16 protein-coding genes and 2 pseudogenes are annotated in these 24569 nt (G+C 60.1%); 16 read left to right on the top strand and 2 right to left on the bottom strand.

Going from position 1 to position 24569, the window contains the following annotated elements:
* Positions 1-91: 91 nt before the first annotated feature.
* From WN72_RS08880 to WN72_RS08925, 10 genes and pseudogenes are all read left to right on the top strand, one after another.
* Positions 92-1342: a Tm-1-like ATP-binding domain-containing protein gene (locus tag WN72_RS08880; RefSeq protein ID WP_244553971.1), complete on the top strand. Its 1251-nt coding sequence runs from the start codon at positions 92-94 to the stop codon at positions 1340-1342.
* Positions 1335-2198, top strand: a complete 864-nt coding sequence (locus WN72_RS08885) for a phosphoenolpyruvate hydrolase family protein (protein ID WP_092219763.1) — start codon at positions 1335-1337, stop codon at positions 2196-2198. The genes WN72_RS08880 and WN72_RS08885 overlap by 8 nt, the downstream gene beginning before the upstream one ends.
* A complete protein-coding gene (locus WN72_RS08890) occupies positions 2191-3963 on the top strand; it encodes an FAD-dependent oxidoreductase (RefSeq protein ID WP_092219761.1) in 1773 nt (590 codons plus the stop codon). The genes WN72_RS08885 and WN72_RS08890 overlap by 8 nt, the downstream gene beginning before the upstream one ends.
* Before the next feature lie 692 nt (positions 3964-4655).
* Positions 4656-5519 carry a branched-chain amino acid ABC transporter permease gene (locus WN72_RS08895; RefSeq protein ID WP_092219757.1) on the top strand — a complete coding sequence of 288 codons (864 nt, stop codon included), beginning with the start codon at positions 4656-4658 and terminating at the stop codon, positions 5517-5519.
* Positions 5516-6736, top strand: a complete 1221-nt coding sequence (locus WN72_RS08900) for a substrate-binding protein (protein WP_092219755.1) — start codon at positions 5516-5518, stop codon at positions 6734-6736. The genes WN72_RS08895 and WN72_RS08900 overlap by 4 nt, the downstream gene beginning before the upstream one ends.
* 65 nt (positions 6737-6801) lie before the next feature.
* The gene (locus WN72_RS08905) at positions 6802-7812 is read left to right on the top strand and encodes a branched-chain amino acid ABC transporter permease (protein WP_092219754.1); all 1011 of its coding nucleotides are present in this window, start codon (positions 6802-6804) and stop codon (positions 7810-7812) included.
* Positions 7799-8533 (top strand): ABC transporter ATP-binding protein, encoded by a 735-nt coding sequence (locus WN72_RS08910; RefSeq protein ID WP_092219752.1) that lies wholly within the window; start codon positions 7799-7801, stop codon positions 8531-8533. The genes WN72_RS08905 and WN72_RS08910 overlap by 14 nt, the downstream gene beginning before the upstream one ends.
* Complete coding sequence (locus tag WN72_RS08915; RefSeq protein WP_092219750.1) at positions 8526-9221, top strand: ABC transporter ATP-binding protein; 696 nt, start codon at positions 8526-8528, stop codon at positions 9219-9221. The genes WN72_RS08910 and WN72_RS08915 overlap by 8 nt, the downstream gene beginning before the upstream one ends.
* Before the next feature lie 77 nt (positions 9222-9298).
* Entirely contained in the window at positions 9299-10609 is a 1311-nt protein-coding gene (locus tag WN72_RS08920) for an amidohydrolase family protein (RefSeq protein WP_167381136.1), read from the top strand.
* A 97-nt stretch (positions 10610-10706) separates the two neighbouring features.
* Positions 10707-11921: pseudogene (locus WN72_RS08925) on the top strand (substrate-binding protein).
* A 58-nt stretch (positions 11922-11979) separates the two neighbouring features.
* Here WN72_RS08925 and WN72_RS08930 read toward each other — a convergent pair.
* Positions 11980-12762 (bottom strand): enoyl-CoA hydratase-related protein, encoded by a 783-nt coding sequence (locus WN72_RS08930; RefSeq protein ID WP_092219746.1) that lies wholly within the window; start codon positions 12760-12762, stop codon positions 11980-11982.
* 733 nt (positions 12763-13495) lie between these two features.
* Between WN72_RS08930 and WN72_RS08935 the strand changes: the two genes are divergently transcribed.
* Together WN72_RS08935 and WN72_RS08940 are read left to right on the top strand one after the other, a co-directional pair.
* Positions 13496-14821, top strand: a complete 1326-nt coding sequence (locus WN72_RS08935; protein WP_092219744.1) for an MFS transporter — start codon at positions 13496-13498, stop codon at positions 14819-14821.
* 192 nt (positions 14822-15013) lie between these two features.
* Positions 15014-17650 (top strand): CehA/McbA family metallohydrolase, encoded by a 2637-nt coding sequence (locus tag WN72_RS08940; RefSeq protein WP_244553970.1) that lies wholly within the window; start codon positions 15014-15016, stop codon positions 17648-17650.
* A gap of 154 nt (positions 17651-17804) precedes the next feature.
* Here WN72_RS08940 and WN72_RS08945 read toward each other — a convergent pair whose 3' ends face one another.
* Positions 17805-18896 carry a LacI family DNA-binding transcriptional regulator gene (locus WN72_RS08945; protein WP_092219738.1) on the bottom strand — a complete coding sequence of 364 codons (1092 nt, stop codon included), beginning with the start codon at positions 18894-18896 and terminating at the stop codon, positions 17805-17807.
* A 261-nt stretch (positions 18897-19157) separates the two neighbouring features.
* On the opposite strand from WN72_RS08945, the gene WN72_RS08950 reads away from it, so the two are divergent.
* From WN72_RS08950 to WN72_RS08965, 4 genes and pseudogenes are all read left to right on the top strand, one after another.
* Complete coding sequence (locus WN72_RS08950) at positions 19158-20360, top strand: CaiB/BaiF CoA transferase family protein (protein ID WP_092219736.1); 1203 nt, start codon at positions 19158-19160, stop codon at positions 20358-20360.
* Between the two features lie 249 nt (positions 20361-20609).
* On the top strand, positions 20610-21761 hold the full coding sequence (locus tag WN72_RS08955; protein ID WP_092219734.1) for a glycoside hydrolase family 88 protein: 1152 nt from the start codon (positions 20610-20612) through the stop codon (positions 21759-21761).
* A 165-nt stretch (positions 21762-21926) separates the two neighbouring features.
* Positions 21927-22856 carry a dihydrodipicolinate synthase family protein gene (locus WN72_RS08960; protein WP_092219732.1) on the top strand — a complete coding sequence of 310 codons (930 nt, stop codon included), beginning with the start codon at positions 21927-21929 and terminating at the stop codon, positions 22854-22856.
* A gap of 3 nt (positions 22857-22859) precedes the next feature.
* Positions 22860-24326, top strand: a pseudogene (locus WN72_RS08965) (NAD-dependent succinate-semialdehyde dehydrogenase).
* The last annotated feature ends 243 nt before the right edge of the window (positions 24327-24569 follow it).

Raw genomic sequence — 24569 nt, forward strand, 5'->3', positions numbered from 1 at the left:
ATTTTACCCAGTCGCGCTCGTATCCGGCCTTATGAGCCATTTTACTTCGATCTAGACCTCCAAATGTCCAGAAACGTCTAGGAGGAAGATCGTGTCTCACCATTGCGTGGGCGACCAGAGGTCGGTCCGGGATGGTCACGCCTCCGATCTTGCGGGCAAGGTCGCGATTATCGCAACCTTGGACACAAAGGGCCGCGAAAGCACTTATCTCGCGCGCGTCATCGAACAGTGGGGCCGCAAGACTCTTACGATCGATGTAGGCACATCAAACAGAAGGTGCAGAAGCGAGGCGGATAGCAGCGATGCACGGGTGGCTGCACCCGCCGAGCTCTTACGGGAAATAGCTGCAAGCGCGCGTGAAGAAGTCAAGGAGCTCCTGCGATCAGGTGCGATCGACGCAGTCGTCGGAGTGGCGGGCGGCAAAGGCAGCGCAGTCTTCGGTGAAGTTGTATCGGATTTGCCATATGGATTCCCAAAGCTGCTGGTGAGCAGCGCGAGGCCAGCCCTCCTGGCCGAACTCGCCCTCCACAATGACATCATCCTCTATCCGACCCTGGTCGATCTCTTCGGAATCAACGCGTTCACCGAGCGCGTTCTCGACAACGCAGGGCGGGCCATTGCGGCGATGCACTATGTGCCTGCTCGAGAGCGGCGGAAGACAAAGACTGTAGCGATCACGGCCTTTGGCGTGACGACCCCGGCGGCAAATCGCTGTGTAGCGCGGCTGGCAGAGGCAGGCGTCGACGCGATTGTCTTTCCGGCCAATGGCGCCGGGGGCCGCAAGATGGAGCAGCTCGTGTCCGCCGGTGAGTTCGATGCGGTGATCGATTTGACCACAACCGAGCTCGCTGACGAGCTCGTCGGCGGCACCGCCAGTGCAGGTCCCGATCGGCTCAAAGCAGCTTCTCACCGGTTGATACCTCAGCTTATCGCGCCGGGAGCTGTCGACATGGTGAATTTTGGCCCTCCCTCGAGCGTGCCTGCCGAGTTCAAGGGACGCCAATTCTATTCGCATACTCCCTTCACGACGCTCATGCGCACGACCGTCTCGGAGAACGAGCGCATAGGCAGGCTCACAGCAGAGCGCCTTTCGCAAGCAAAGGCGCCTGCCCTCGTGTTGTGGCCGGCCAAGGGGGTGTCTGACTATGACCGAGACGGTGGAATCTTTCGAAACCCTGAAGCCGATAGAGCCTGGTTCGACGCTGTCAGGCAAAACCTACCGCCCTCGATTATCGCCCGCGAGCTGGATTGTCACATCAACGATCCGGAATTTGCAGACGCGGCCGCATCGTGGATCGTCGAACGATTGACACCAGGAGGGTCCTCGCGTGCGGATGTTTGATCGGGCCGAAATACTCGCAAAGATCACGGTTCAAGTTGCGGCGGGAAAGGCAGTGCTTGCCGCGGCGAGCAGTTGCGGGCTCGTCGCAAAATGCGCAGCTCTCGGCGGGGCTGATATGCTCGTGGTCTACAGTACTGGGTTATCGCGGTTGATGGGGCTGCCGACGAGCCGGATCGGCGATTCCAATGCGCGGACGCTTGAGCTAGCGGCGGAGATCCGCAATGTCGTCTCCTCCGTTCCTGTTATAGGCGGTGTCGAGGCCTGGGATCCCCTCCGGCTCGACCTCGATGACCTTCTGGACAAGTTCTGGGCTGCCGGCTTCTCCGGCGTGATCAACTACCCGACCATTTCAACAATGGGTGAGAAATGGCGTGAGCGTCGAAACCGCGTCGGGCTCGGCTTTGAGCGTGAAGTTGAGATGATCGCGGCGGCCCGCAAGAAGAACATCTTCTCGCTCGCCTATGTCGCAAGCCCGCACGACGCCAAAGCGATGGTAACGGCGGGAGCCGACTGCATCGTCCCACATGTCGGCGCAACCCGCGGCGGGCTTGTGGGGCATGAGGAGGGACAGTCGATTGAAGAGGCCATCAGGCGCATCAACGACATCAATGCTGCAGCTCAGGCCGTCCGCCCGGACGTCACCCTTCTCTGCCACGGCGGCGCAGTCGCTGAGCCCCAGGATACCTCGGAAGTCTACCGATCGACCGGATGTGTCGGCTTCGTTGGCGCCTCCTCCATCGAACGGATCCCGATCGAGCGGGCGGTGAAGGCTGCAGCCGAAGAATTCAAAGCCGTTCCGCTCCCGCGAGAGCGTCAGCATTCACTGCAGACTCCACACCGAGGCACGAATGAATAGCCCGATCACCGAATTGAACAATGCAGCTTCCTTCTCCAAAGCGAGCAAGCCAACGCACGATTCGCAGACGGACGTGCTCGTGATCGGCAGCGGCGCCGCCGGACTGTCCGCAGCGCTCTATGCGGCAAAGGCCGGACTTCGCGTCACGGTCTGCGAGAAGTCTAACCGGCTTGGCGGCACGACCGCGCTCTCGAACGGCATGATCTGGGTTCCATGCTCAATGCAGGCCCGAGCCGCGAAAATCGATGATTCGATTACGAAAGCGAAGACCTATCTGCAACACGAACTTGGCAACTACTATCGCCCGGAGTTCGTGAACGCCTATCTTGAAGACGGCCCAACGGCGCTCGCCAGCTTGGAGAATGGGAGTGAAGTCAAGTTCACACTGGCCTCCGCTCCGGATTATCATTCGAGCCAAATCGGCGGGGTCGACAAGGGCCGGGCGCTAAGCCCAGTACCTTACGACGGGCGGCTTCTTGGCAAGGATTTCGACCTGATAGGTGATCCGATTCGCGTCGTGCTCGGCGGTATGATGATTTCGTCCGGCGAGGTCAGAAGCTTCCTCAACCCCTTCCAGTCGGTTGCCTCGTTCAAACACGTCCTCGGCCGGGTGAGCCGCTACGCAGGCGACCGGCTGCGCTACAGGAGGGGCACTGAACTCAGTGGCGGCAATGCGCTGATCGCGCGGTTATTGGTAAGCGTTCGTAGATATGGCGTTGAAATCTGGCCACGCTGCCCGGCGATCGAACTCACGAGGGAAGGCGGGAGAGTTACTGGCGCAATCGTCAAGCGAGGTGGCGCCGATCTCCGGGTCCGCGCCTCGCACGGAGTGATCCTGGCAACCGGCGGCTTTGCGCGGAACGGAAAATTGCGAGCCCAGCTCAGCGGAGCCCACCAGCACAATGATACGCTCGCCCACAGCGATGTCACTGGTGATGGTATTGAGCTCGCAGGCAAGCTCGGAGCGGCAATTGATAATGACGTGGCATCGAGCGGCTTCTGGACGCCCGTCTCGATCCTCAGGAGCGGCCGCTCCTTGCAAGTGGTCCCGTACGGCTGGCTTGATCGTGGCCGTCCAGGCGTCATCGCGGTGGGGCCAAATGCCAAGCGCTTCGTCAATGAATCCAATTCGTATCATGATATCTGCCTTGCCATGTTCAACAACGGTTATCCGGCGGACAAGCGGTTCTATTTCATCTGCGACAAGGAATTCGTCCGCCTCAGGGGCATGGGATACCTGCTCCCCTGGCCATGGACATTGAGCATCAAGAAGTATGCTCGGTTGGGCTACATCGAGATTGGCCGGACTATTGCGGAGCTTGCGACGGAATTGGGCCTCGACCCGACAGAGCTCGAAAAAACCGTTGAAGAACACAATGCCCACGCAGCTGAAGGACGCGATCCGCTCTTCAACCGCGGTGAATCGGCTTTCAATCGTACGCTGGGAGATCCGGCGGTCGGAAAGAAAAACCCGAACCTTGGGGCTATCAAAACCGGCCCATTCATCGCACTCCCAATTGTCCCGGCAACCCTTGGAACGGCCACCGGCCTCTCAACCGATGCAGAGGGACAGGTCCTGAATGGAAATGGCGCGCCGATCGCAGGTCTTTATGCCTGCGGCAATGACATGACCTCGCCGATGCGTGGAATCTACCCAGGGGCAGGCATTACGATCGGCCCGGCGATTGTGTTCGCCTACCGCGCAGTCGACAGCATCGTGCGGTCGGCGCGACAGGAGCAGCTCGCGGCGGCATCGGGAGCGTAAGCCGAATGTTCTCTCCTGTTCCCCTGCGACGACGGACCGGGGGTAAAGTCAAGGGTGTGGATGGTCCAACCAGCACCGCTTTGAACATCTTATGAACAGCCCTGCCGGGTTTCATGCAACTATGATCTCATGATTTGGAGGGGCACGATGCGCCGCTCACGCAACGCCAAGATCGTCGCAACCGTCGGCCCGCATCAAAGCTCACCGGGAGGCAGTTGCGAGCCCCCGGTGATGCTGAACTGGTCGGTGAAGGAGTTCGCCGACCGAAGCGGGTTGTCATGCGCCGTCATCAGGCGGCTAGAAGAGTATAATGACACGCCTCCGGCGTCCGACGAGTTGCTTCAAACCTTGTAAAACACGTGTGCAAGGGAATTGAATCTACATTTCCGCTGATTGGCAAGGCAGGTGTTCGGCCGCGGGTGCAATGTCGGTTGCCCAGCGAACATTACTCAACATTACTCAGATCTCCCCTACGTTTCTCTAGGAAATCTCGCGCTGGGTGTCGTGAATGAAGTGTCGACAGGCGAGCCGCCCAAGTAGCTCACGTTCGCCTGCAACTCCCATTGCCGGGATGACCTTCTAGGAGCGCTCTCGTGGCAGAAGCCCTTCGCATTCCAACGAGTAGCCCACGCCATCAAGCGATCGGCGTGAAGAGGATGTGCTCGCAATCGCCGGGAATGTGACGCAGCAGCATGGACACGCTACCTATCGCCATCTTCGAAATCTTGAGCTTCGGCGCGATCGTTGTGCTGGTCGTGCTCGGCCTCGGAATCATTGCCAGCATGATGGGTATCTTCAACTTCGCCCAGGGCGAGTTCGTCCTGCTTGGCGCCTACGTTACTTATCTCGTGCACAGCGTCGGTTTGCCGGTCCCGCTCGGGATGCTTGCCGCGCCAGTCGTCGTCGGCGCGCTTGGTTTCATCCTGGAAAAGCTCGTGGTGCGACGGTTCTATGCCGCTCCAATCGTCGCGATGCTTGGCACCTATGCGCTCGGGCTGATCATTCGCGAAGTCGTGCGCGGCCTGATCGGCGGACTCTATCTCTCGGTGCCGGAGCCAATCGGTGGCTCCATCACGATCGGAAGTCTACACTTCGCCACCTGGCGCGGCGTCATCGTCATCATCACTTTGCTGGTGATGGCCGCGAGCCATGTACTGCTTGCCTACACCTCGTTCGGGCTGCGAGTCCGCGCCTCGCTGGAGAACCCGTCGCTGGCGCGTGCCTCGGGCATCTCCACGGGCATGATCTACAGCCTCACCTTTGCGTCTGGTGCGGCGCTCGCGGGCCTCGCGGGCGCGCTGATCGTGCCAGTCTTTTCACTGTTCGCCGATCTCGGCATCCGCTTTCTTATCCAGGGTTTTGTTGCCGTGATGGTCGGCGGCGTCGGGTCCTTTGCGGGCCCGGTCGCTGGCGCCAGCGTCATCGGCACGTTCAGTGCCTCGCTGCCTTGGCTGATGTCACCGGTCATCGCCGACGTTCTGGTGTTCGTGCTCGCCATCATCTTTATCAAGTTCCGGCCGCAAGGCCTAATTTCGGGGAGAGGGGTCAACCGATGATCAACGCCAGCCGTGAACTGAGCCGCCGCCGCTTTCTCGGCAATTTTGCTTTCGCTTCGGCTGCCATCGCGGCGGGCCCAGGCAGCTGGGTGATCCGCCCGGACTGGGCAAATGCTGCGGAAGGCCCGATCAGGCTCGGCATTGCTACCGATCTTACGGGGTCACTCGGCTTTGCCGGCAACACCGACGCCAATGTCGCTCGCATGCTAGTCAAGGAGATCAACGACTCCGGCGGCCTATTGGGACGCCCGATCGAGCTCCTGATTGAGGATACTGCCTCCGACGAATCCGTCGCCGTAGGAAATGTGCGCAAGCTGATTCAGCGAGATAAGGTCGACTTGGTGATCGGGGGTATCTCGAGTTCGATGCGCAATGCGATCAAGGACGTCATTATCTCTCGCGGCAAGACGCTCTATATCTATCCGGAAGGTTACGAAGGCAAAGAGTGCACGCCCTCTCTGTTCTGCACCGGCCCGGTACCGGCGCAGAATTGCGACCAGTTCATTCCCTGGTTGATCAAAAATGGTGGCAAACGCTTTGCCCTGCCTGGCTCCAATTATGTTTGGCCGCAAACAATTAATGCCTATGCGCGCAAGGTGATCGAGAGCAGCGGTGGCGAAGTCGTCTTTGAAGAATACTACCCGCTCGACCAGATCGACTTTTCCTCTACGGTTAGCCGCATCATATCCAACAAAGTAGACGTGGTTTTCAACGCAATTGTCCCGCCAGGCGTTAGCCCGTTCTTCAAACAGCTCTACCAAGCCGGCTTCTCCAAAAACGGCGGGCGGCTGGGTTGCGTCTATTACGACGAAAACTTCCTGGAAATGAACCAGGCCCAGGAGATTGAAGGGCTTGCGAGCAGCCTCGACTACTACAAGGTGCTCGCGGAGGCGGATCCAGTGAGCGCCAGGATTCAATCGGCTTACGACAAACAATTCCCTGCCAAGTTCCGGTTCTCGGCAGGCAGCGCCGCTACCGGCACCTATCGCGGACTGAAGCTATGGGAGGCCGCGGTGAAGGAGGCTGGTACAATTGACCGCGACTCGGTAGCCGCCGCCCTCGACCACGCCAAGATTGCAGAAGGGCCGGGCGGGCCTGCCGAAATGGCACCCGGCAAGCGCCACTGCAGGATGAATATGTACATCGGAGTGGCGAAGGGCGGCCAGTACGAGATTGTCGCGCGTAGCGCCGGCCTTGTCGATCCGAAGGAGTGCTGATGTCATCGACCGGCACTCGCATACAGCCGCCGCCACGCGTCATTCAAGCTGCTCGTTCGCCCGTCATGGCATCTGCCTTCGCAGGGCGAAAGAAGGTGCTTCCGATCCTCGAATTGGCATTGCTGATTGCTGCTTCGATCGCACCGCTCGTCCTGCGGGATTACATCACTGTTTATGCGACGCGAGTGCTAATCCTGTGCCTCTTCGCGTTGTCGTTCGACCTGGTGTGGGGCTATGCCGGGATATTGAGCTTGGGCCAGTCGTTGTTCTTCGGCATGGCCGGCTACGGTGTGGCGCTGCTTTCACGCGACTTCGGGGTCGGATCGATTTTTGCCGTTCTTCCGGCCGGAGCCCTGATAGGCTTTGTGGCGGCATTGCTGTTGGCAGGCTTCCTGCTGCTCGGCCGTCATCCCTCCAGTGTGGTCTTCGTTTCCCTTGGTACGATGACCGGAGCTTACGCAGCTGACCGCCTGGCGAGAGGGTCACATTATCTTGGCGGCCAGAACGGCATCCCTTCGATCCAACCGATGACCATCGGCTCGCACGAATTGAGCGAGGGACCAGGTTTCTACTACCTGGTGCTCGCCATTCTAGTTCTGATCTATCTTCTGTCGCGCTTCTTGTCGCGATCCCAGTTCGGCCTGGCGCTCGCGGGATTGCGAGAGAACGAACAGCGGATCGCCTTCTTCGGGTACAAAGTGCAACATTTGAAGGCGATCATATTCGCAATCAGCGGCGCGATTGCAGGTACTTCCGGTAGCCTTTATGCGTTTCACGAGGGGTTCGTCTGGCCAAACATGCTGGGCGTGGTCATGTCGACCCAGGTCGTTCTCTACGTCTTGTTCGGCGGCTCCGGGACATTGATCGGTGCGGTCGTCGGCACCGCGATTGTCGAGGGGATCAGCTTCTGGCTCTCCGACAACTATCGCGATATCTGGCCGATCATTCTCGGCGTTCTGCTGTTGCTCGTCATTCTGTTCCGGCCCCTCGGCTTGATCAGCCTCGTGCTAGGCGAGCGAGAACGTGTCGGTTATTTCGGCCCGAGCCTGAAGGAGAAGCGCAATGCCGCTCCTTGAAGCCGCCGGCGTCTCCAAGGTCTTTGGCAAGCTCACCGCGCTAGACGGAGCGGCGCTCACGGTCGGCGAGCGAGAGTTTCATGGCCTGATCGGTCCGAACGGCTCGGGCAAGAGCACTCTGATGAAGTGTCTTGCAGGTGCGCTAGTGCCGACGCAAGGCAAGGTGACGTTCATCAATACTGACGTCACCTCGTTGACGCCGCCAGAGCGCGCGCGAGCAGGCATGAGCCTGAAATTCCAGATCACCGCCGTGTTACCTGCCCTCACGCTTTACGACAACATCCTGCTCGCGCTGCAGGCCCGGTCCTCACTGCTGGATCTTGCGTTCTCGCGCAGTCGGGGACGGCTGCACGAGGAGGTCATGAAGATGCTCGTCCAGTTCCGGCTCGCCGATCGCGCTTTTGACGCTGCGGCGACCCTGTCTCACGGGCAGCAGCAATGGCTGGAGATCGCGATGGCGCTCGCATGCCGGCCGCGCCTGCTGCTGTTGGACGAGCCGACCGGCGGCATGAGCCTAGAGGAGCGCCGCGTCACGGGCGAGTTGCTGCAGCCCATCAAGCAGCATTGCTCGCTCGTCATCGTGGAGCACGACCTGGATTTCATCCGCGACATCTGCGACCGCTTGACGGTGCTTGATCAGGGCAAGGTGCTGGCGTCAGGAACGGTTGCCGAGATCCAGGCCAACAGAAGCGTCCAGGAGATTTATCTGCGCCGTGCCTGAAATCCTCAATATCAAGCATCTCGACGCCGGCTATGGACGCAGTCAGGTCTTGTACGGCGTCAATATGGCCATCCCGCCGCGTGGCGGGGTCGCCGTCCTCGGCCGCAACGGCGCCGGAAAGAGCACGCTCATGAAAGCTATCGTGGGCGAACTACCGGCATGGAAGGGCTGCCTGCATTTCAACGGCCAAGGCATCGATCGCCGGCGGACGGAAGTGCGGGTGCGGGCCGGCATTGGATATGTGCCGCAAGAGCATTCAGTGTTCGCGCGCCTCTCCGTGCGTGACAATCTCGCCGTCGGATCGCTTTTGGACCCCGATGGATCGGCAGCGGAGCGGGTGATGAAGATGTTTCCAAAGCTCGGCCAGCGTCTCGATCAGCCGGCCGGAACGCTCTCCGGTGGCGAGCGCAAGATGCTCGCAATCGGGCGCGCGATCCTCGGAAATCCGAAACTCCTCCTGCTGGACGAGCCGACCGAGGGTGTCTGGATCGGCGTCATCGAGGAGATCAGTGAGCGCCTGGTCGAGCTAGCTAGAGAGATCGCCATCATCATCGTCGAGCAACATCTCGACCTCGCAATGCGCGTAGCGGAGCAGGCCTATGTGCTCGATCGCGGCCGTGTCGCGCTTTCGGGCCCGTCGCAGCAGCTGCGCAACGACCCGCGGCTGTTGACGTATCTAGCGCCGTAGAGGCGTTCGCCGGTGGCTATCTCCAGGTCGAAGGTGGCGCATTTGATTTTTTTGCGATGGCTGAACGGAGAGGGGCGATGTCCGAAACCATGAGCGATTTTGTCAATGCGTGCCAAGTCGTCGATGTCCATGAACATCACATGGCCGAGGTCGCACATAGCGCGGACGTAAATCTGTTGAAACTGTTCCAACAGAGCTATGCGGCTTGGACGAGCCACGTGCTGCCATCCGAGCCTAAGGCAACGATCGAAATGGTATCTATCCCTCCCGAGCCGACCACCTGGGAGGCGCTTGCGCCGTTCCTCGAGAGGAGCGGATCGAACGCATTCGTCCGTAACCTCGTCCGCGGAGTCGCCGAGCTTTACGGTGTCGCCGACACTGGAATCACTCGCGACAACTGGGAGGCGGTAGATGCTTCGGTGCGCTTGCGCCACAAGGAGGCGACATGGCCAAGTGAGGTGATCGGGCGGGCCGCCATCCGAAGGATCGTAACGGACCCTTTTCTCGATCCGTTGATGGATCCGCGGCCGGTCCTAGGGCAAAGTTACGATGCGGTCCTGCGGATTAACGCATTCGCCCTCGGCTGGCACCCGGAATCTCGCGATCATAATGGAAATTGCGGGCATACGTTGCTGCGGCGCCTTGGCCTGGAGGTGAAAACCTTCGATGATTATTGCGACGCAATCCGCGAGCTCGTTGCCGGCTGCTCACGGCGCAATCACATCGCGCTCAAGAACGCACTTGCCTATGACCGGGATATTAGCTTTGACGAACCGAACGAGGAACTGGCTCGGCAGGCGTGGGGACAGAGATTTCCATCCCCTGCGGCGCGCAAGGCGTTCTGCGACTTTGTCGTCGACTTGTTTTGTCAACTCGCAGGCGAGGCCGACCTGCCAGTCCAAACTCATCTTGGAACGGCAATCATAAGCGGCTCCCACCCCCTACGCATGACCGGATTGATTGAGCGTCATCCTCGAACCCGCTTTCTGCTGATGCATTTGGCCTATCCCTGGAGCCGGGATCTGTTGGGAATGGCCTTTGTATACCGAAATGTCTGGCTTGATTTGTGCTGGTCGTTTCTGTTGAGCCCGTCACATTTCAAGCTCGCCCTCCACGAAGCCATTGAAGTCCTGCCAGATGAATCGCGAATGATGATTGGAGGAGATTGTCTTCACGTTGAGGAGACATTTGCCGCGATACGGGGCGCACGCCGGTTGATCGGTGAGGTTCTGAACGAAAAGTCGCGAACGGTTACTTTCGGTCGCGAGACGCAGAGCGCTTGGCGATCGGAATCCTTGGCGAGAACGCGAAGGAGTTTTTCAGACTGTCCTGAATGCTGCCCTTTGTTACGCGATTTTACCCAAACGCGAGCGGAAGAGGCTGCTTGAAACCTAAAATGACGGATAGCCTTTAGGCTGCCGGGTCCCTGGAAAGAGCAGGGCACGTGGATTTAAGGCTATGAGCCAAGGGGAGGTCAGTTCGATGTTGAATGATCGCCGACAACTCAGCCGCCGCCGCTTTCTCTGCGATTTCGCCTTCGCGTCGGCGGCAATGGGCGGCCGGCCCGGGCAGCTGGGTGATCCGTCCTGACTGGGCCAACGCCGCCGAAGGCCCGATCAGGATAGGTATTGCCACCGACCTTACGGGGGCACTCGGCTTTGCCGGGAATACCGACGCCAATGTCGCTCGCATGGTGGTCAACGACATCAACGAGACTGGTGGTCTACTGGGGCGGCCCATCGAGCTCCTGATCGAGGACACTGCGTCTAACGAGTCTGTCGCTGTTGGCAATGTCCGCAAGCTGATTCAGCGAGACAAGGTCGACCTGGTGCTCGGTGGCATTGCGAGCTCGATGCGCAACGCCATCAAGGACATCATCATCTCTCGTGGCAAGACGCTCTACATCTATCCGCAAGCCTACGAAGGCAAGGAGTGCACGCCCTATCTGTTCTGTACCGGCCCGGTTCCGGCGCAGAATTGCGACCGGTTCATCCCCTGGCTGATCAAGAGCGGGGGCAGACGCTTCGCGCTCCCTGGCTCCAATTACGTCTGGCCACAAACAATCAACGCCTATGCGCGCAAGGTGATTGAGAGCAGCGGCGGGGAGGTGGTGTTCGAGGAGTACTACCCCTCGACCAAATTGATTTTTCCTCGACCGTAAGCCGCATCACGTCCAACAAAGTAGACGTGGTCTTCAACAGTGTGATCCCCCCGGGCGTCGGCTCTTTTTTCAAACAGCTTTAAGCAGGTTTTTCCAGGAATGGGGGACAGCTGGGCTGCGTCTACTATGACGAGAACACGCTCGAAATGAATCAGGCTCACGAGATCGAGGGCCTCGCCAGCAGCCTCGACTATTACAAGGCACTGGCGGTCGAAGATCCGGTGAGCGCTAAAATTCAGTCGGCCTACGAAAAGCAGTTTCCTGGCAAGTTCCGGTTCTCAGCAGGCAGCGCCGCGACCGGCACTTATCGTGGATTGAAGCTGTGGGAAGCGGCAGTCAAGGAAGCCGGTACAATTGACCGCGAGGCGGTCGCCGCCGCGCTCGACCACGCAAAGCTTGTGGAAGGGCCTGGCGGGCCGGCGGAGATGGTGCCGGGCAAGCGCCACTGTAGGATGAACATGTACGTTGGTGTGGCAAGGGCCGGCCAATACGAAATCGTCGCCCGTAGCGCCGGCCTGGTCGACCCGAAGGAGTGTTGAAAGCCCCTTATTACGCGGTCCAGCTTCGCTGGCGCCGCATGCGAGCAGATCGCGGTGGCTAGTTTCCGAGATAGTTCGGCGGCCTCTTCTCAAAGAAGGCGTTCATGCCTTCCTGCTGGTCAGCTGTGCTGAACGCAAAGCGGATGGCTTGGCGTTCAAACTCGAGCCCGGCGTCCAGCGTGGTCTGAAACGCGGCGAGAACTGCAGCTTTGGCAAGTTCAGCCGAACGGGGAGGCTTTTGCGCAATCAGATCGGCTAGTTGGACCGCACGAATCTGCGCCCTGCCGCTTTCGACAACTTCCGCCACAAGGCCGGCCTGCATCGCGATCCGCGCCGTGATGGATTGGCCGCTCAGGATCATCAGCATGGCCAGCGATTTGCCAGCCACGCGTGTCAGCCTTTGCGTCGCGCCGTCGCCCGGCAATATCCCGATGTTAATCTCAGGCTGTCCAAATACAGCCCCTTCGCCTGCTATCACGATGTCCGCGAGCAGTGCCAATTCGTGGCCGCCGCCGAAGCAAATGCCCTCGACTGCGGCAATGAGAGGCTTGGGGAAATTGGCGACATCCCGCCAGGCAGAACGGCGCGCGCAATTGTCGATTGCCTCAAAGCCGCGCTCTCGCATCTCCTTAATGTCAGCGCCGGCAGAGAAGAACGCATCGCTGCCACATATCACGACACAGCGGACATCTTCGTCAATTGCGGCATCGCGCAAGGTCGCGCCTAGATCCACAATCAGTTCGTTGCTCAAGGCGTTTCGTTTCGATGTCCTATTCAGCGTCAAAAGGCGCACGTGGGGCGCGACAGATGTGGACAGGATGAGATCGGACGTCTTGGTCATGGAGCGGTTCTCCTGAAGGAATATGAGAACCAGCGCATAAACTGAAATCGATTTCTTAGCAACGACGCTTCTTTGGGAGCCGTTTTGGCTGAATCAGCCTCCGCGTCGCTGGCGCCACTCGCTTGAGGCGGGCTGACGGTGTCCCGTGAGGCGGGCCTCAGCCTTAAAAAGGAGCTTGACTCCCCAGATCCGAATTCTTATTGGTTCTGAAATCGATTTCATACGCAGATGTTTGAATGCCGAATAAATGCGGGAAACCGGAAGCGTGCGGCCGGCGAGAGTGGGGCGCATCTGAAGGATCTCATCGACGCTGCGGCGGTCTTTGGCGCCGCGCTGTCCAACGAGAACATCAGCTTCTTCAGAAGCGCGCGTAGAGCAACAGGAGGAGGGTAAGCCATGGGAATGGCACGGAATGTCGCGCGCGCTTTACGCGAGCCGCCGCGCAAGTCGGAGGCAATGATGGAGGCGTCCTGCGGCATTAGGGTCGTGCAATGGCCGATCCTGAGGCGGGACTCGCAAATACGTGAAGCGAGGCGGGCTTTCCGCCGGCATCCCCGGCACCTTTTGCGCCTGCGCTCCCTCGGTCCGGCCTGCTCCAGGCCACCGCTCTCGTAGACCCCGCCGCTGCGGGCGCAGTTGAGCCGACGAGCGGCTGCTCGTTCTCGCGCGACCCGCAACATTATTAACGCATCAATAGAGTCCGAATTAACGCATCAATAGAGTCCGAGGACCCATGAACATCATTGCTCAGCCCAGCGCTGTATCCATCCAGTTTGACAAGCAAACTGCCAACAAGCGGATGACCGCTGGCCTTGGAGGAGGGGTGGCGCTGGAGTGGTACGACTGGAATGTCTACGGCGCAATGGCAGCGTTTCTCTCGCCGCACTTCTTCCCTTCCGATGATCCCACCACCTCGCTGCTAGCGGGGCTGGCCGTGTACGGGGCGGGTTTTTGCGCTCGACCGCTGGGCGCGGCTTTGCTGGGGCCGGTCGCAGATCGCATCAGCCACAAGCGCGTGATGTTGATCTCGGTTACGGCCATGGCGGTTTGCTCGCTTTTGATATCCTTGCTGCCCACCTACAAGGACCTCGGCGTCACGGCGGCGATAGCGCTGCTGATCATGCGGCTCATTCAGGGGCTTGCCACTGGCGCTGAGGCTGGTGTCGCCAACGCCATTGCAATTGAATTGGCGCCACCTGGAAAGGAGGGACACTACCTCGGTCTGATTGGTGGCACATTCATCCAGTTAGGAAATCTTGGATCGAGCCTCGTTGCCTTCCTGGTGAGCGCCTCGGTCGCACCTGAAGCCATGCGCGAGTGGGCCTGGCGCATACCCTTTGCGGTCGGTGGCCTGCTGGGCCTTTTGATCATCTATCTCCGCACGACGGTGCCGGAAACCTTGATCAACCGAGCCATGCATCGGCAAGACGAGTCTTCGCGCATTCAGGAAACGACTGGCGGTGTGTGGAAAACGCTATGGAGCGTCCGCCTTTCGCTGCTCGCCGTCATCCTGGTGATCGGCTCGGTGCAGATCGCCAACTATGCGTGGAACACCGGTCTGCCCAACATGGCCAACACGGTCTTCAAGGAGAACAGCACGTATGTGTACGGGATTATGACGCTGATGGTCCTGATCTGGATGTCAACGGCGCCTCTTGTCGGCGCTTTCGCAGACAAGGTACGACCCTCGCGCGCGTTCACGCTGCTGCGCCTGTTGCTCATCCCATGCTTCTTCCTGACACTGCTCTATTCGGAAAAGGGCATCGTCACGTTCTTCTTTGTCACGGTGTTCGGTGGCGCGATCGTGGGCTTCAACATGGCCCTCTATAACTTCATCGCGACAACGCTGATGCCGCGCGCCGTGCGGACCACCGGAGTGGCTCTCGGCTATGCGCTCGGCGTCTCTCTGTTTGGCGGGACGTCACCCTATCTGCTGGTCTGGTTGCAACGCGAGCACATCGCCTGGATGTTTCCCGTCTACGGATCGTTGATCGCGCTCCTGAGCGTGCTGGTCTACCAGATCGCCAAGAAGCGCGGCCGCCTCTACATCGGTGAATGAGCACTCTGCCCCTGCGATTCGCCGCGACAGACGCAAAGTGTTCGCATCAGGTGCAAAACATAAGGATTCGCGCGTATCCCTTCATGCTGGGCATGAGCATGGGATTGGCGCAAGCGTCCTTGCGCGAGCAGTCATTCACAAGACAAAGACTGCTTGCGCGGCACCAGAGTTCCTGAAGCTCGAGTTCGAAGCATGAAAACACCTTCATCGCCGCACTTCACGCCTGTGGACCTGAAGCGATATTTCAACGCCAGGCGCGCAAATACGGGTGAAGGGTTCGCGGCCCGCCCGGGTGATACGGGCTGGATCGATTCGCTTCGTGGGCTCCAGACTCATCGCGGCATGCCCTTTCTGTTCGGCACCGAAACAGGGCCGGATGTGCTGGAACTGCGCCCCGGGGCCTCTCCTGCCGTAATTGCGTTGCCGCGGGCAACGGCGAGCTATGTGCTGTTCGTGCAAGTGGTCGCAGACCGCCCCACTACAAGTCCCGAGGGTTTCGGAGAGATCGGCCCTGCTACGCTGCCTGTTGAAGGTAATCCACTCGGCGACCGGGTGGCGACATACGGGCTCCGCTATGCCGACGGCAGCGAGACCGACGTGCCGGTGCTGCGCCGCTTCGCGATCCAGCAGAACCACATCTCCTGGAGTGCGAGTGCGTTCGCCGCCCTGCCGCTACGCGGCCCCATCGTGCATGCAAGCACGGGCGAGGACTTTATACTCGGCAGAGCGCCGGGGGCGTGCTTCTTCCAGGGCGAGGCCCGCACCCAATCGGGACGCATGGATCGACAAGGTGAGAACCTGTGGCTTTACGCGCTCCCGAACCCCTATCCGAACAAGGAGCTTTCGGCGCTAAGCTTGCACGCGGAACAGGAAATCTCGCTTGTCTTTGCGGTGACCACGACCACGCTCACCCAGCACCCGTTGCGCCTCCAGGGCCGTCGCAAGCTGAAGGTAAGGCTGCCGCCCGGGGCTCATCTCAATAAGCTTGGCGAGCTCGATGTCGACGATCGAGGCGAGCAGATCGGCATGGACCTCGGCACAGTCATCTCGGCCCGCGCAGTGCTCGAGTACTCCAGAGCGGATTGGCTGGGCGCCAAAGTTGATGTGCAACCCGTGCGCTCCGCCAACGAAGTCATCGTTGAGTACTCCGCGCATCCCGACGCAAGGCTCTATCTGCGCTCCGACGATGGCCGCTTGCATATGTTCGAGCTTCGGTCGTTGGAAGGCGGCGGTAACGAAGGCGGCGCCTCGCTTAATGTGGCCGCAGTCGAACCGGCCACAAGGCCGGTCAAGATCCGCATCGTGGAGAAGGGCAGCGGGGTGCGTGTTGCCGCGCGGCTGCATGTCCATGGTGCGCACGGAGAGTATCTGCCACCCAAGGGACATCACCGCAAGGTCAATACCGGCAGGTTCGAGGACTTTTCGGGCGAATTTGCCAATGGGCTGAACCAGTACGCCTACGTGGACGGCAGCTGCGAGGCGGACCTGCCGCTCGGGCCCGTGTTCGTAGAGATCAGCAGGGGTTTTGAGGTGCGCCCGCTGCGCACCATCGTCGAAATCACCGCAACGACGGACAATCTCACCTTTGAGCTCGACCGTGTGCTGCGCTGGCGCGAAGAGGGATGGGTCAGCTCTGATACGCACGTTCATTTCCTGAGCCCGCAGACGGCGCTGCTTGAGGGCAAGGCGGAGGATGTCAACGTCGTCAACCTGCTCGCCGCACAGTGGGGCGAGCTATTCACCAACGTCGCCGATTTCGACGGGCGCACGACGATCGGGGCAAAGGATTTCGGCGGGGACGGGGAATTCCTGGTTCGGGTCGGCACGGAGAACCGGATGCAGGTTCTGGGGCACATATCGCTGCTCGGCTACGAAGGTGAGATGATCAATCCGCTCTCCTGCGGCGGGTCCAACGAAGCTGCGATCGGCCATGTTCTGGAAGCGACCATGGCCGACTGGGCGGAGCGCTGCCGTCAGCAAGGGGGCCTGGTCGTGATGCCGCATGCGCCGAACCCGCAGGCGGAACGTGCGGCCGATATTGTGCTCGGCCTTGTTGACGCCATCGAAATGATGTCGTTCAACCCGCGGGCCGCGCAGATCAGCGCATTTGGTCTTGCCGACTGGTATCGCTACCTCAATATCGGGTGCCATCTGCCGCTGGTGGCCGGCTCCGACAAGATGGACGCGGCCGCACTCCTCGGGGGCTCGCGGACCTATGTGCGGCTGGGCCAACGCGACTTCACGTATCGCAACTGGATGGATGCCGTGCGCAGCGGGGACACGTTCATCACGGTCGGGCCTCTGGTTGAGATGATCGTTGAAGGACGCCGCCCTGGAGGCACGGTGGTCCTTCCCCGTTCAGGCGGCACCCTCACGATCAACTGGCGGATTGAATCAGTCAGCGTTCCGCCGGCACGAGTGGAGCTCATATGTAACGGCACGGTCCTCGAGGAGATTCGATGCGGGGGCTTATCGTGCAAGGGGCAGCTCTCCGTGCCCATTAGCGATTCATGTTGGATCGCACTGCGCGCTCGGGGCAGTGTCGCCGGACGCGAGGCCGACATTGCGGCGCACACCAGTGCGGTATATGTCAAAGTAGGCGAGATGCCCATCTTTGCCACCGCGGATGCAGTCTCGGTCCTTGCACAAATCGAGGGATCGATCGCCTATATGGACACGCTTGCTCCCAAGTCCGATGAAGCGCGACACGCGCGACTGCGAGCTGCCCTGGAGCTTGCGCATCATCGCTTGCATCATAGACTGCACGAACTCGGCGCCAGCCACCATCACGCGCCCGTTCATTCCGTTCACGTTGAACGCGAGCATTGAGAAGCCTCTAGTTCGGTTGATGGGCGTGCAGGCGCGCGTCGCATGCTCAGCAAAGTTGCTGACGGGCGATTGGTGAAATGGAATGCCTCACCGGGTCCCTCGGCGCGAAGGATAGGCCACGGTTCTGAAACGGATTTCAAGAACCGGAGCCCGATCAATGATCTCGACTACGCCCACGCCGGGCGGGACGGACGCTGGACCGCGGCGGCGCGCTCGATGAGCGCATGACCAGCCGATAAGGCAACACGACACTTCTCGGGACAGGACTTCCAGCGATGGCATTGATGAGATAATCGGCGGCTCCCCGGCCGATTTCTGCTGCCGGAACACTGACCGTTGTGAGCGGCGGGTCCATTTGCGCCGCCAGCTCCACATCGTCAAATCCTGTGATGGAAAGCGTGGCCGGTACGGCCAGACCCATCTTGCGAGCCTCTGCCATTGCACCGATGGCAAGCGTGTCGGTGGTGCAGATGACTGCTGTCGTGTCCGGATGATCGGTGAGGAGTTGACGAAGGGCACTACGGCCTTGGGCAAGCGAATAATCGGCCTTGACGATCTGGGTTGGCTTGAGCGGGAGGCCGGCGTCCGAGAGCGCGCGCTGAATTCCCTCGAGCCTGGCGCGGGATCTGTCGTTTGACGCAGCAACAACGTTGGCAATTGCGCCGAAACGGACGTGTCCAAGCCTTAGCAGATACTCTGTCATCTCGCGGGTGGCGCTTTCGTTGTCGATTCCGATCGCGGGGATGCCGCCGCCGGCCTTGGCAACATAGGTGGTGATGACGGGAACGCCTGCCTGTTCGATCAGGCTCCTCAGCTCCCGTCCGTGGGAAGCTCCGACCAGCACGATTCCATCGATGCCACGTTCAATGAGACTTTGAAGTTCCTGAAGTTCACGCCGCTGGTCATATTGCGAATTCGCAATGAAAAGCGTGTAGCCGCTTTCGCTGAGGCGGTTCTGGAGCGCTTCGACCCCTTCTGCAAAGATACCGAGCGCCAGCGTCGGAACGATGACGCCGACGGTCCGCATGCGTCCCGATTTTAATGCTCTGGCTGCGCTATCGCGCGTGTAGGCGAGGTCATTGATATGCCGCATGACCCTGTCGCGAAGCTCCGGCCGTACGATATCGGGGTGATTGAGCACCCGCGATACCGTCGCCGGCGACACATTTGCCTTCCGAGCAACGTCCTCGATCTTCACGCGCGGCTGCTGGCGGCCTTTTGGCGCGATTACAGGTTTCTTGTCCATTTGCGTTAGTCAACCAAGAGAAGGAGAGGGTCACCCCCTCAAAAGGGTTAAACCATCACGAGCGCCACCTTCTCAAGCCCTGTATACGGGCCGTCGGCGCTATTTCTGGCCATCTCATGCGCATCGAGCGGGGGAAGCGAATCTCATTCAAAAGTTGGTTATTCGCTTGACTCCGGTTCTTGCGCGGCCTAACTCTGAAATCGATTTCAGAAATCGAGCGCCAAGCAGCTCGATTTCAGGCAAAACCGAAAGCAAGGACGTATGGTCGATCTTTTGAAGGGCATTCGTGTCCTCAGCCTCAATCACTTTCTGATGGGTCCGGTCGGCGTGCAGTTTCTCGCCGACCTCGGTGCGGACGTGATCGCCGTGGAGCCGCCCGGAGGGGCCTTTCAGAGGAAATGGGGCGGGGCGGACAAGCGGGTCGATGGCCAGTCAATGTTGCTTCTTACGGGCAACCGCAACAAGCGCAGCCTTACGCTCGATCTGAAAAAACCCGAAGCCGTCGTCATCGCCAGGCAACTGATCGCGAAATCGGATGTGATCGCAGAGAACTTCCGCCCGGGTGTGCTCGACAAGCTTGGTCTCGGCTACGAGGATGCAAAGAAGATCAATCCGCAGATCATCTATGCGGCTGCCTCCGGCTACGGTCCTGACGGGCCCTACGTCAACCGCCCAGGCCAGGATCTCTTGATCCAGGCCCTATCAGGACTTGCGATGATCACCGGAAGTCGCGAGCAGGGGCCGCGGGCTGTGGGCGTTTCTGCCATTGATCATCACGGCGCCGCCTTGTTTGCGGCGGGCATCCTGGCTGCCCTGGTGAGGAAAGCGCGCACGGGGCAGGGCTGCCGCGTCGATGTAAGCCTACTATCGGCTGCGCTCGACCTGCAGATGGAATCTTTTACCTGCTACTTGAACGGCCAAAGGCCTGACGACGTCCGTCAGCCGGGTCCGGTGGCGGGCTGGTACTACGGCGCGCCCTACGGCATCTACGCAACACGCGATGGACACATTGCAATCTCTTTGGGATCGCTGGAGGCGCTCTCAGACGCGCTTGGCCTTCCGGTCGACCAGCGAATTCCTGACGAGGAGGCTTATCGCCGGCGGGACGAGGCCTCAGCCATGATTGCGCCCAGTGTCGCCAAACGCACAACCACCGAATGCATCGCCTTGTTCGAGGCGCGCGGAATTTGGCACGCTGCGGTGAACGATTATGCCGACGTCGTTGCGGATCCGCAGATTGCGCACAACAGAAATTTCCAGGTCGTGACCGGCGCGACTGGAACTCCCATCACCCTCGTCAGCCATCCCGTGCGCTACGACGGCGAGCAGCCGGACGTGCGTTTACCCCCGCAAAAGCTCGGTGCGCAAACGGAAGAGATTCTGAAAGAGCTGGGCTATGACGCCAGGAAATTGAAGCATCTTTACGATATGGGCGCCATCGGGGCGGCGGACTCGCATCACTGAACGACCAAAGTGACTTCTCGAAAGTAGCGCGCTTACGTCAGGAGGCATGGTGATCGGCATCAACTTGCGCGCGGCTTTCCCTGCGGTGTTGCTGACGAGGCGTGCTCCTCGGCAGCGATGCAACCTAGCGCACGCTTGGAAGTCTGGTGAACATTAACCGTTCACGCCGGGCCAGGACCTGTTGGTAAAGACTTTTCAGTTGCCGCCAGGCCAAAGCCGCGCGGCGAGTTTTATGTTGGACCAGAAGCCATGACGGAACGCCAATATCTGCTCGCGCGCGAGCGTATGCTGAAGCGCATTGCCAAGACCAGGGACACTGCACGCTCGGGCTTGCCACACTGGGCCAGTGCTGCCGATGGAACATGGACGTATACGCCCGATGGTGATTGGACCGGCGGGGCCTTTGTCGGCGAGCTTTGGCTCGCGCATCTCGCTGATCCCAGGCAGTTCCCAATCGAAGACGCGCGTGCTGCGCTAAGCCGAATGTTGCCGCGTGCCGAGCGGCTTACGGCCTTCAAGGGTTTCGGCTTCTATCATGCTGGCGCCCTCGGCAGCATCCTGTTCGAGGACGAAAACGCGCGCGAGGTGGCTCTGACAGCTGCAAGGTCGCTTCGTGATATGTTCGATCCACACCTCGGACTGATACCGTTGGGCAGGGATGCCGAGGAGGCGAGCGCAGTCGGAGCCTCCGAGAGCAGCATCGACTCCCTTCAGGCGACAGGCCTGCTCTATTGGGCCGCGGAAGAGCTTTCCGATGCTCGGATGGAGGAGGTCGCCAATGCACATATGCGGCGTGTCCTCGAGATCCACGTACGGCAGGACAATTCAGTTATCCAGTCTTCCACCCTTGATCCACACACCGGCAAGGTGCTCAGAACGCACACGCATAAGGGATATAGCGATATCAGCACCTGGGGCCGGGCGCAGGGATGGGCGATGCTCTACACGGCTCACGCCGCCATGGTCCGCCCGGACGAACCGCTATGGCGCGACTACGCCGTGCGCCTTCTTGACTGGTGGATCGATCATGTGCCTGCGGATCTCATTGCCTTCTGGGATTTCGACGATCCGGCGATCCCCAAAACCAGCAGGGATACTGCGGCCACTGCTATCGCTGCTGCCGCGGCGCTGCGCCTCGCATCCGCGCTTGGGCCTGAGCAGGGCGCCAAATATAGATTATTTGCGGAGCGCACAGTTAATCAGCTGATCTCGAAATACCTGACGCCGACTACTCCCGATGACCCGCGCCCGCCTGGAATGCTCACCGGCGGCTGCTTCACCCGAAAGGCGATTGTGCGCGATATCGATGCAGCCCAGAACGTCGAGCTGATTTTCGGAAGCTACTTCCTGTTTGAATGTCTTGCCATCCTCACCGACCTGGTGCCGCCTGGCTGGATTTAATGAGGAGGCACGAACGGCGTCCAACGCGAGCAAAGCCTCGTTTGTGACGCCACGCCAGTCAATCTGTCAAAAAAGTGCGCCGGTATCGGCGCCACTCCTTAGATGTTGGCGATGGCTGACCCCCGTTCGACAGCAAGTGACCGCCTCCTGTCTGGAATCCTCTACATGAGAAATGCGAAAACTCCCATCTATCGCGGCTTGTTCCCGGTCGCTCCAACGCCGTTCACGGAGGCTGGAGATCTCGATCTCCAAGGGCAGCGGCGCGTGCTGGATTGCATGATCGATCAAGGCGTGGACGGAATCTGCATTCTAGCCAACTATTCCGAGCAGTTCCTGCTGTCTGATCAAGAACGCAACATTCTAGTCGAGCTCTGTCTTTCGCATGTCGCGGGCCGCAAGCCAGTCATGGTGACCTGCAGCCATTTCAGCACTCAGATTGCGGTGCAACGCGCCCGCTATGCGGCCGAACGTGGCGCAAGCCTCCTCATGCTGATGCCGCCTTATCATGGTGCAAGCCTCAAGGCGGATGACGGGGCCATGATTGGTCATTTCGGCAGGGTCGCAGACGCGGCAGGGATTCCAATCATGGTCCAGGACGCGCCGCTCTCCGGCGTTACATTGACGGTCCCGTTTCTCGTCCGCCTCGCTTGTGAGGTGCCGCTCGCCCGATATTTCAAGATCGAGGTCCCGTTTGCTGCTGCCAAGTTGCGCAGTCTGATCGAGCTCGGCGGGGAGGCCATCATTGGTCCTTTTGACGGGGAGGAGGCCATCACCATGATGGCAGACCTCGACGCCGGTGCGACCGGAACGATGTCGAGTGCGCTGCTGCCCGATCTGCTTCGCCCGGTGCTCGATCACCACAAAGCGGGACGCAGGCAGGAAGCCGCTCTTGCCTATGCAAAGGTGCTCCCGCTCATCAATTTCGAGAACCGCCAGTGCGGCCTGCGCGCTGCCAAGAGCGTCATGGCTGAAGGTGGTGTGATCAAATGCGAAGCGGTGCGGCATCCGCTCGATGGCCTCCATCCGGCGACGAGAGCTGGATTGATCGAGCTTGCGCACGAGCTCAACCCGTTGGCTCTTCGCTGGGGACATTGAGGCATGAACAATCCGGAACAAGCGGTGCAGGCACAGCCTGTGTACCCCCAGATCAAGATGTTCATTGCCGGGGAATGGACGGAAGGGGAGGCGGAGCGCTCGGAAGAGATCCTCAACCCCGCGACCGGACAGCCCATTGGCGAAACGCCTTATGCGTCCCGCGGTGATCTTGATCGTGCCCTCGCGGCCGCCGCGGACGGCTTCGAGATCTGGCGAAAGGTTTCAGCCTTCGACCGGTACAGGACCATGCGCAAGGCCGCCGAGCTCATACGCTCGCGCGCAGTGGGCATCGCTGCAATCATGACCCTCGAACAAGGTAAGCCGCTGAGCGAGTCGAGTGCCGAAACGCTCCTCGCTGCCGATATCATCGACTGGCTCGCCGAAGAAGGGCGGCGCGCTTATGGGCGGATCGTGCCGGCGCGCTTTGGCAATGTCGCCCAGCTCGTGACCAAGGAGCCGGTCGGGCCGGTTGCGGCATTTACGCCTTGGAATTTTCCGATCAAACCAGGCCGTGCGGAAGATTTCGGCGAGCCTTGCGGCCGGCTGCTCCATCATCGTCAAGGGACCTGAAGAGACGCCAGCGAGCTGCATGGAGTTGGTGCGTAGTTTCGCGGATGCGGGCTTGCCGGCGGGTGTGATCAATCTCGTCTTCGGCGTGCATCCGAAGTTTCAGATCATCTCATACGCCATCCTATCGTCCGTAAAGTCTCCTTCACCGGTTCGACCGTAGTCGGAAAGCATCTCGCAGCCCTTGCCGGCGCCCACATGAAGCGCGCCACCATGGAGCTCGGCGGGCACGCGCCTGCCATCGTTTTCCCAGATGCCGACGTCGAGAAAGCCGCAAGAATCTTGTCGGCGAACAAGTTCCGCAATGCCGGCCAAGTCTGCGTCTCGCCGACGCGGTTTCTGGTGCATGAGAGTGTCTATGAAGATTTCGTCAAGAGGTTTGTTGCCGAGGCCAGCGCGATCAAGGTTGGCAATGGCCTTGAGAGAGATAGCCGCATGGGACCGCTCGCCAATTCGCGGCGGGTCGACGCAATGGAGAGCTTTGTCGCGGACGCTCTCGATTGCGGCGCCCAGTTGCGCGTCGGCGGCAAGCGTATCGGCAATGCGGGGTGCTTCTTCGCGCCGACGGTCCTGACCGATGTTCCACCTCGAGCGCGCATCATGAATGAAGAGCCGTTCGGCCCTGCCGCCCCGATTGCGCGGTTCAAAACCTATGACGACGTTGTCACAGAGGCCAATCGACTGCCTTACGGGCTCGCCGCCTATGCCTACACGCGATCCGCCGCAACCATGGCCGCGATCGGGGCCGATCTCCAATGCGGGATGGTATCGATCAATCATCATGGGCTTGGACTTCCCGAAGTGCCCTTCGGAGGAACGAAGGAGTCCGGCTTCGGCTCGGAAGGTGGCCTCGAGGCAATCGAGAGCTATCTCGACACCAAATTTGTGAGCCAGGCGAGCTAGAACCGGAATACCAGGTGCCAAACCGGAGCAGAACGATTGTTCGACAGTGCCGCCGGATCGCCTCAAGCGCTTTTCCCCTTCTCCGCTGGCAGACCGGTACGTCTGCCTTCTCCCCAGACTTGAGCCGCTGTCGGAGAAATCCGGCAGCGGTTCTTTTTCTTTGCTGGAATGACAGCTTATTGTTCATTCAGGCAGGAGCAGAAGTAAGATACTTTGTCCGGAAAATCGGCGCGGACGGATAAC

Origin of the sequence: Bradyrhizobium arachidis (assembly GCF_015291705.1) — a bacterium.
GTDB lineage: Bacteria > Pseudomonadota > Alphaproteobacteria > Rhizobiales > Xanthobacteraceae > Bradyrhizobium > Bradyrhizobium arachidis.

Coding starts and splice junctions, on each gene's coding strand:
- WN72_RS08885 (WP_092219763.1), top strand. CDS start 1,335: ATGTTTGATCGGGCCGAAATACTCGCAAAGATCACGGTTCAAGTTGCG.
- WN72_RS08890 (WP_092219761.1), top strand. CDS start 2,191: ATGAATAGCCCGATCACCGAATTGAACAATGCAGCTTCCTTCTCCAAA.
- WN72_RS08895 (WP_092219757.1), top strand. CDS start 4,656: ATGGACACGCTACCTATCGCCATCTTCGAAATCTTGAGCTTCGGCGCG.
- WN72_RS08900 (WP_092219755.1), top strand. CDS start 5,516: ATGATCAACGCCAGCCGTGAACTGAGCCGCCGCCGCTTTCTCGGCAAT.
- WN72_RS08905 (WP_092219754.1), top strand. CDS start 6,802: ATGGCATCTGCCTTCGCAGGGCGAAAGAAGGTGCTTCCGATCCTCGAA.
- WN72_RS08910 (WP_092219752.1), top strand. CDS start 7,799: ATGCCGCTCCTTGAAGCCGCCGGCGTCTCCAAGGTCTTTGGCAAGCTC.
- WN72_RS08920 (WP_167381136.1), top strand. CDS start 9,299: ATGTCCGAAACCATGAGCGATTTTGTCAATGCGTGCCAAGTCGTCGAT.
- WN72_RS08930 (WP_092219746.1), bottom strand. CDS start 12,762: ATGACCAAGACGTCCGATCTCATCCTGTCCACATCTGTCGCGCCCCAC.
- WN72_RS08935 (WP_092219744.1), top strand. CDS start 13,496: ATGAACATCATTGCTCAGCCCAGCGCTGTATCCATCCAGTTTGACAAG.
- WN72_RS08940 (WP_244553970.1), top strand. CDS start 15,014: ATGAAAACACCTTCATCGCCGCACTTCACGCCTGTGGACCTGAAGCGA.
- WN72_RS08945 (WP_092219738.1), bottom strand. CDS start 18,896: ATGGACAAGAAACCTGTAATCGCGCCAAAAGGCCGCCAGCAGCCGCGC.
- WN72_RS08950 (WP_092219736.1), top strand. CDS start 19,158: ATGGTCGATCTTTTGAAGGGCATTCGTGTCCTCAGCCTCAATCACTTT.
- WN72_RS08955 (WP_092219734.1), top strand. CDS start 20,610: ATGACGGAACGCCAATATCTGCTCGCGCGCGAGCGTATGCTGAAGCGC.
- WN72_RS08960 (WP_092219732.1), top strand. CDS start 21,927: ATGAGAAATGCGAAAACTCCCATCTATCGCGGCTTGTTCCCGGTCGCT.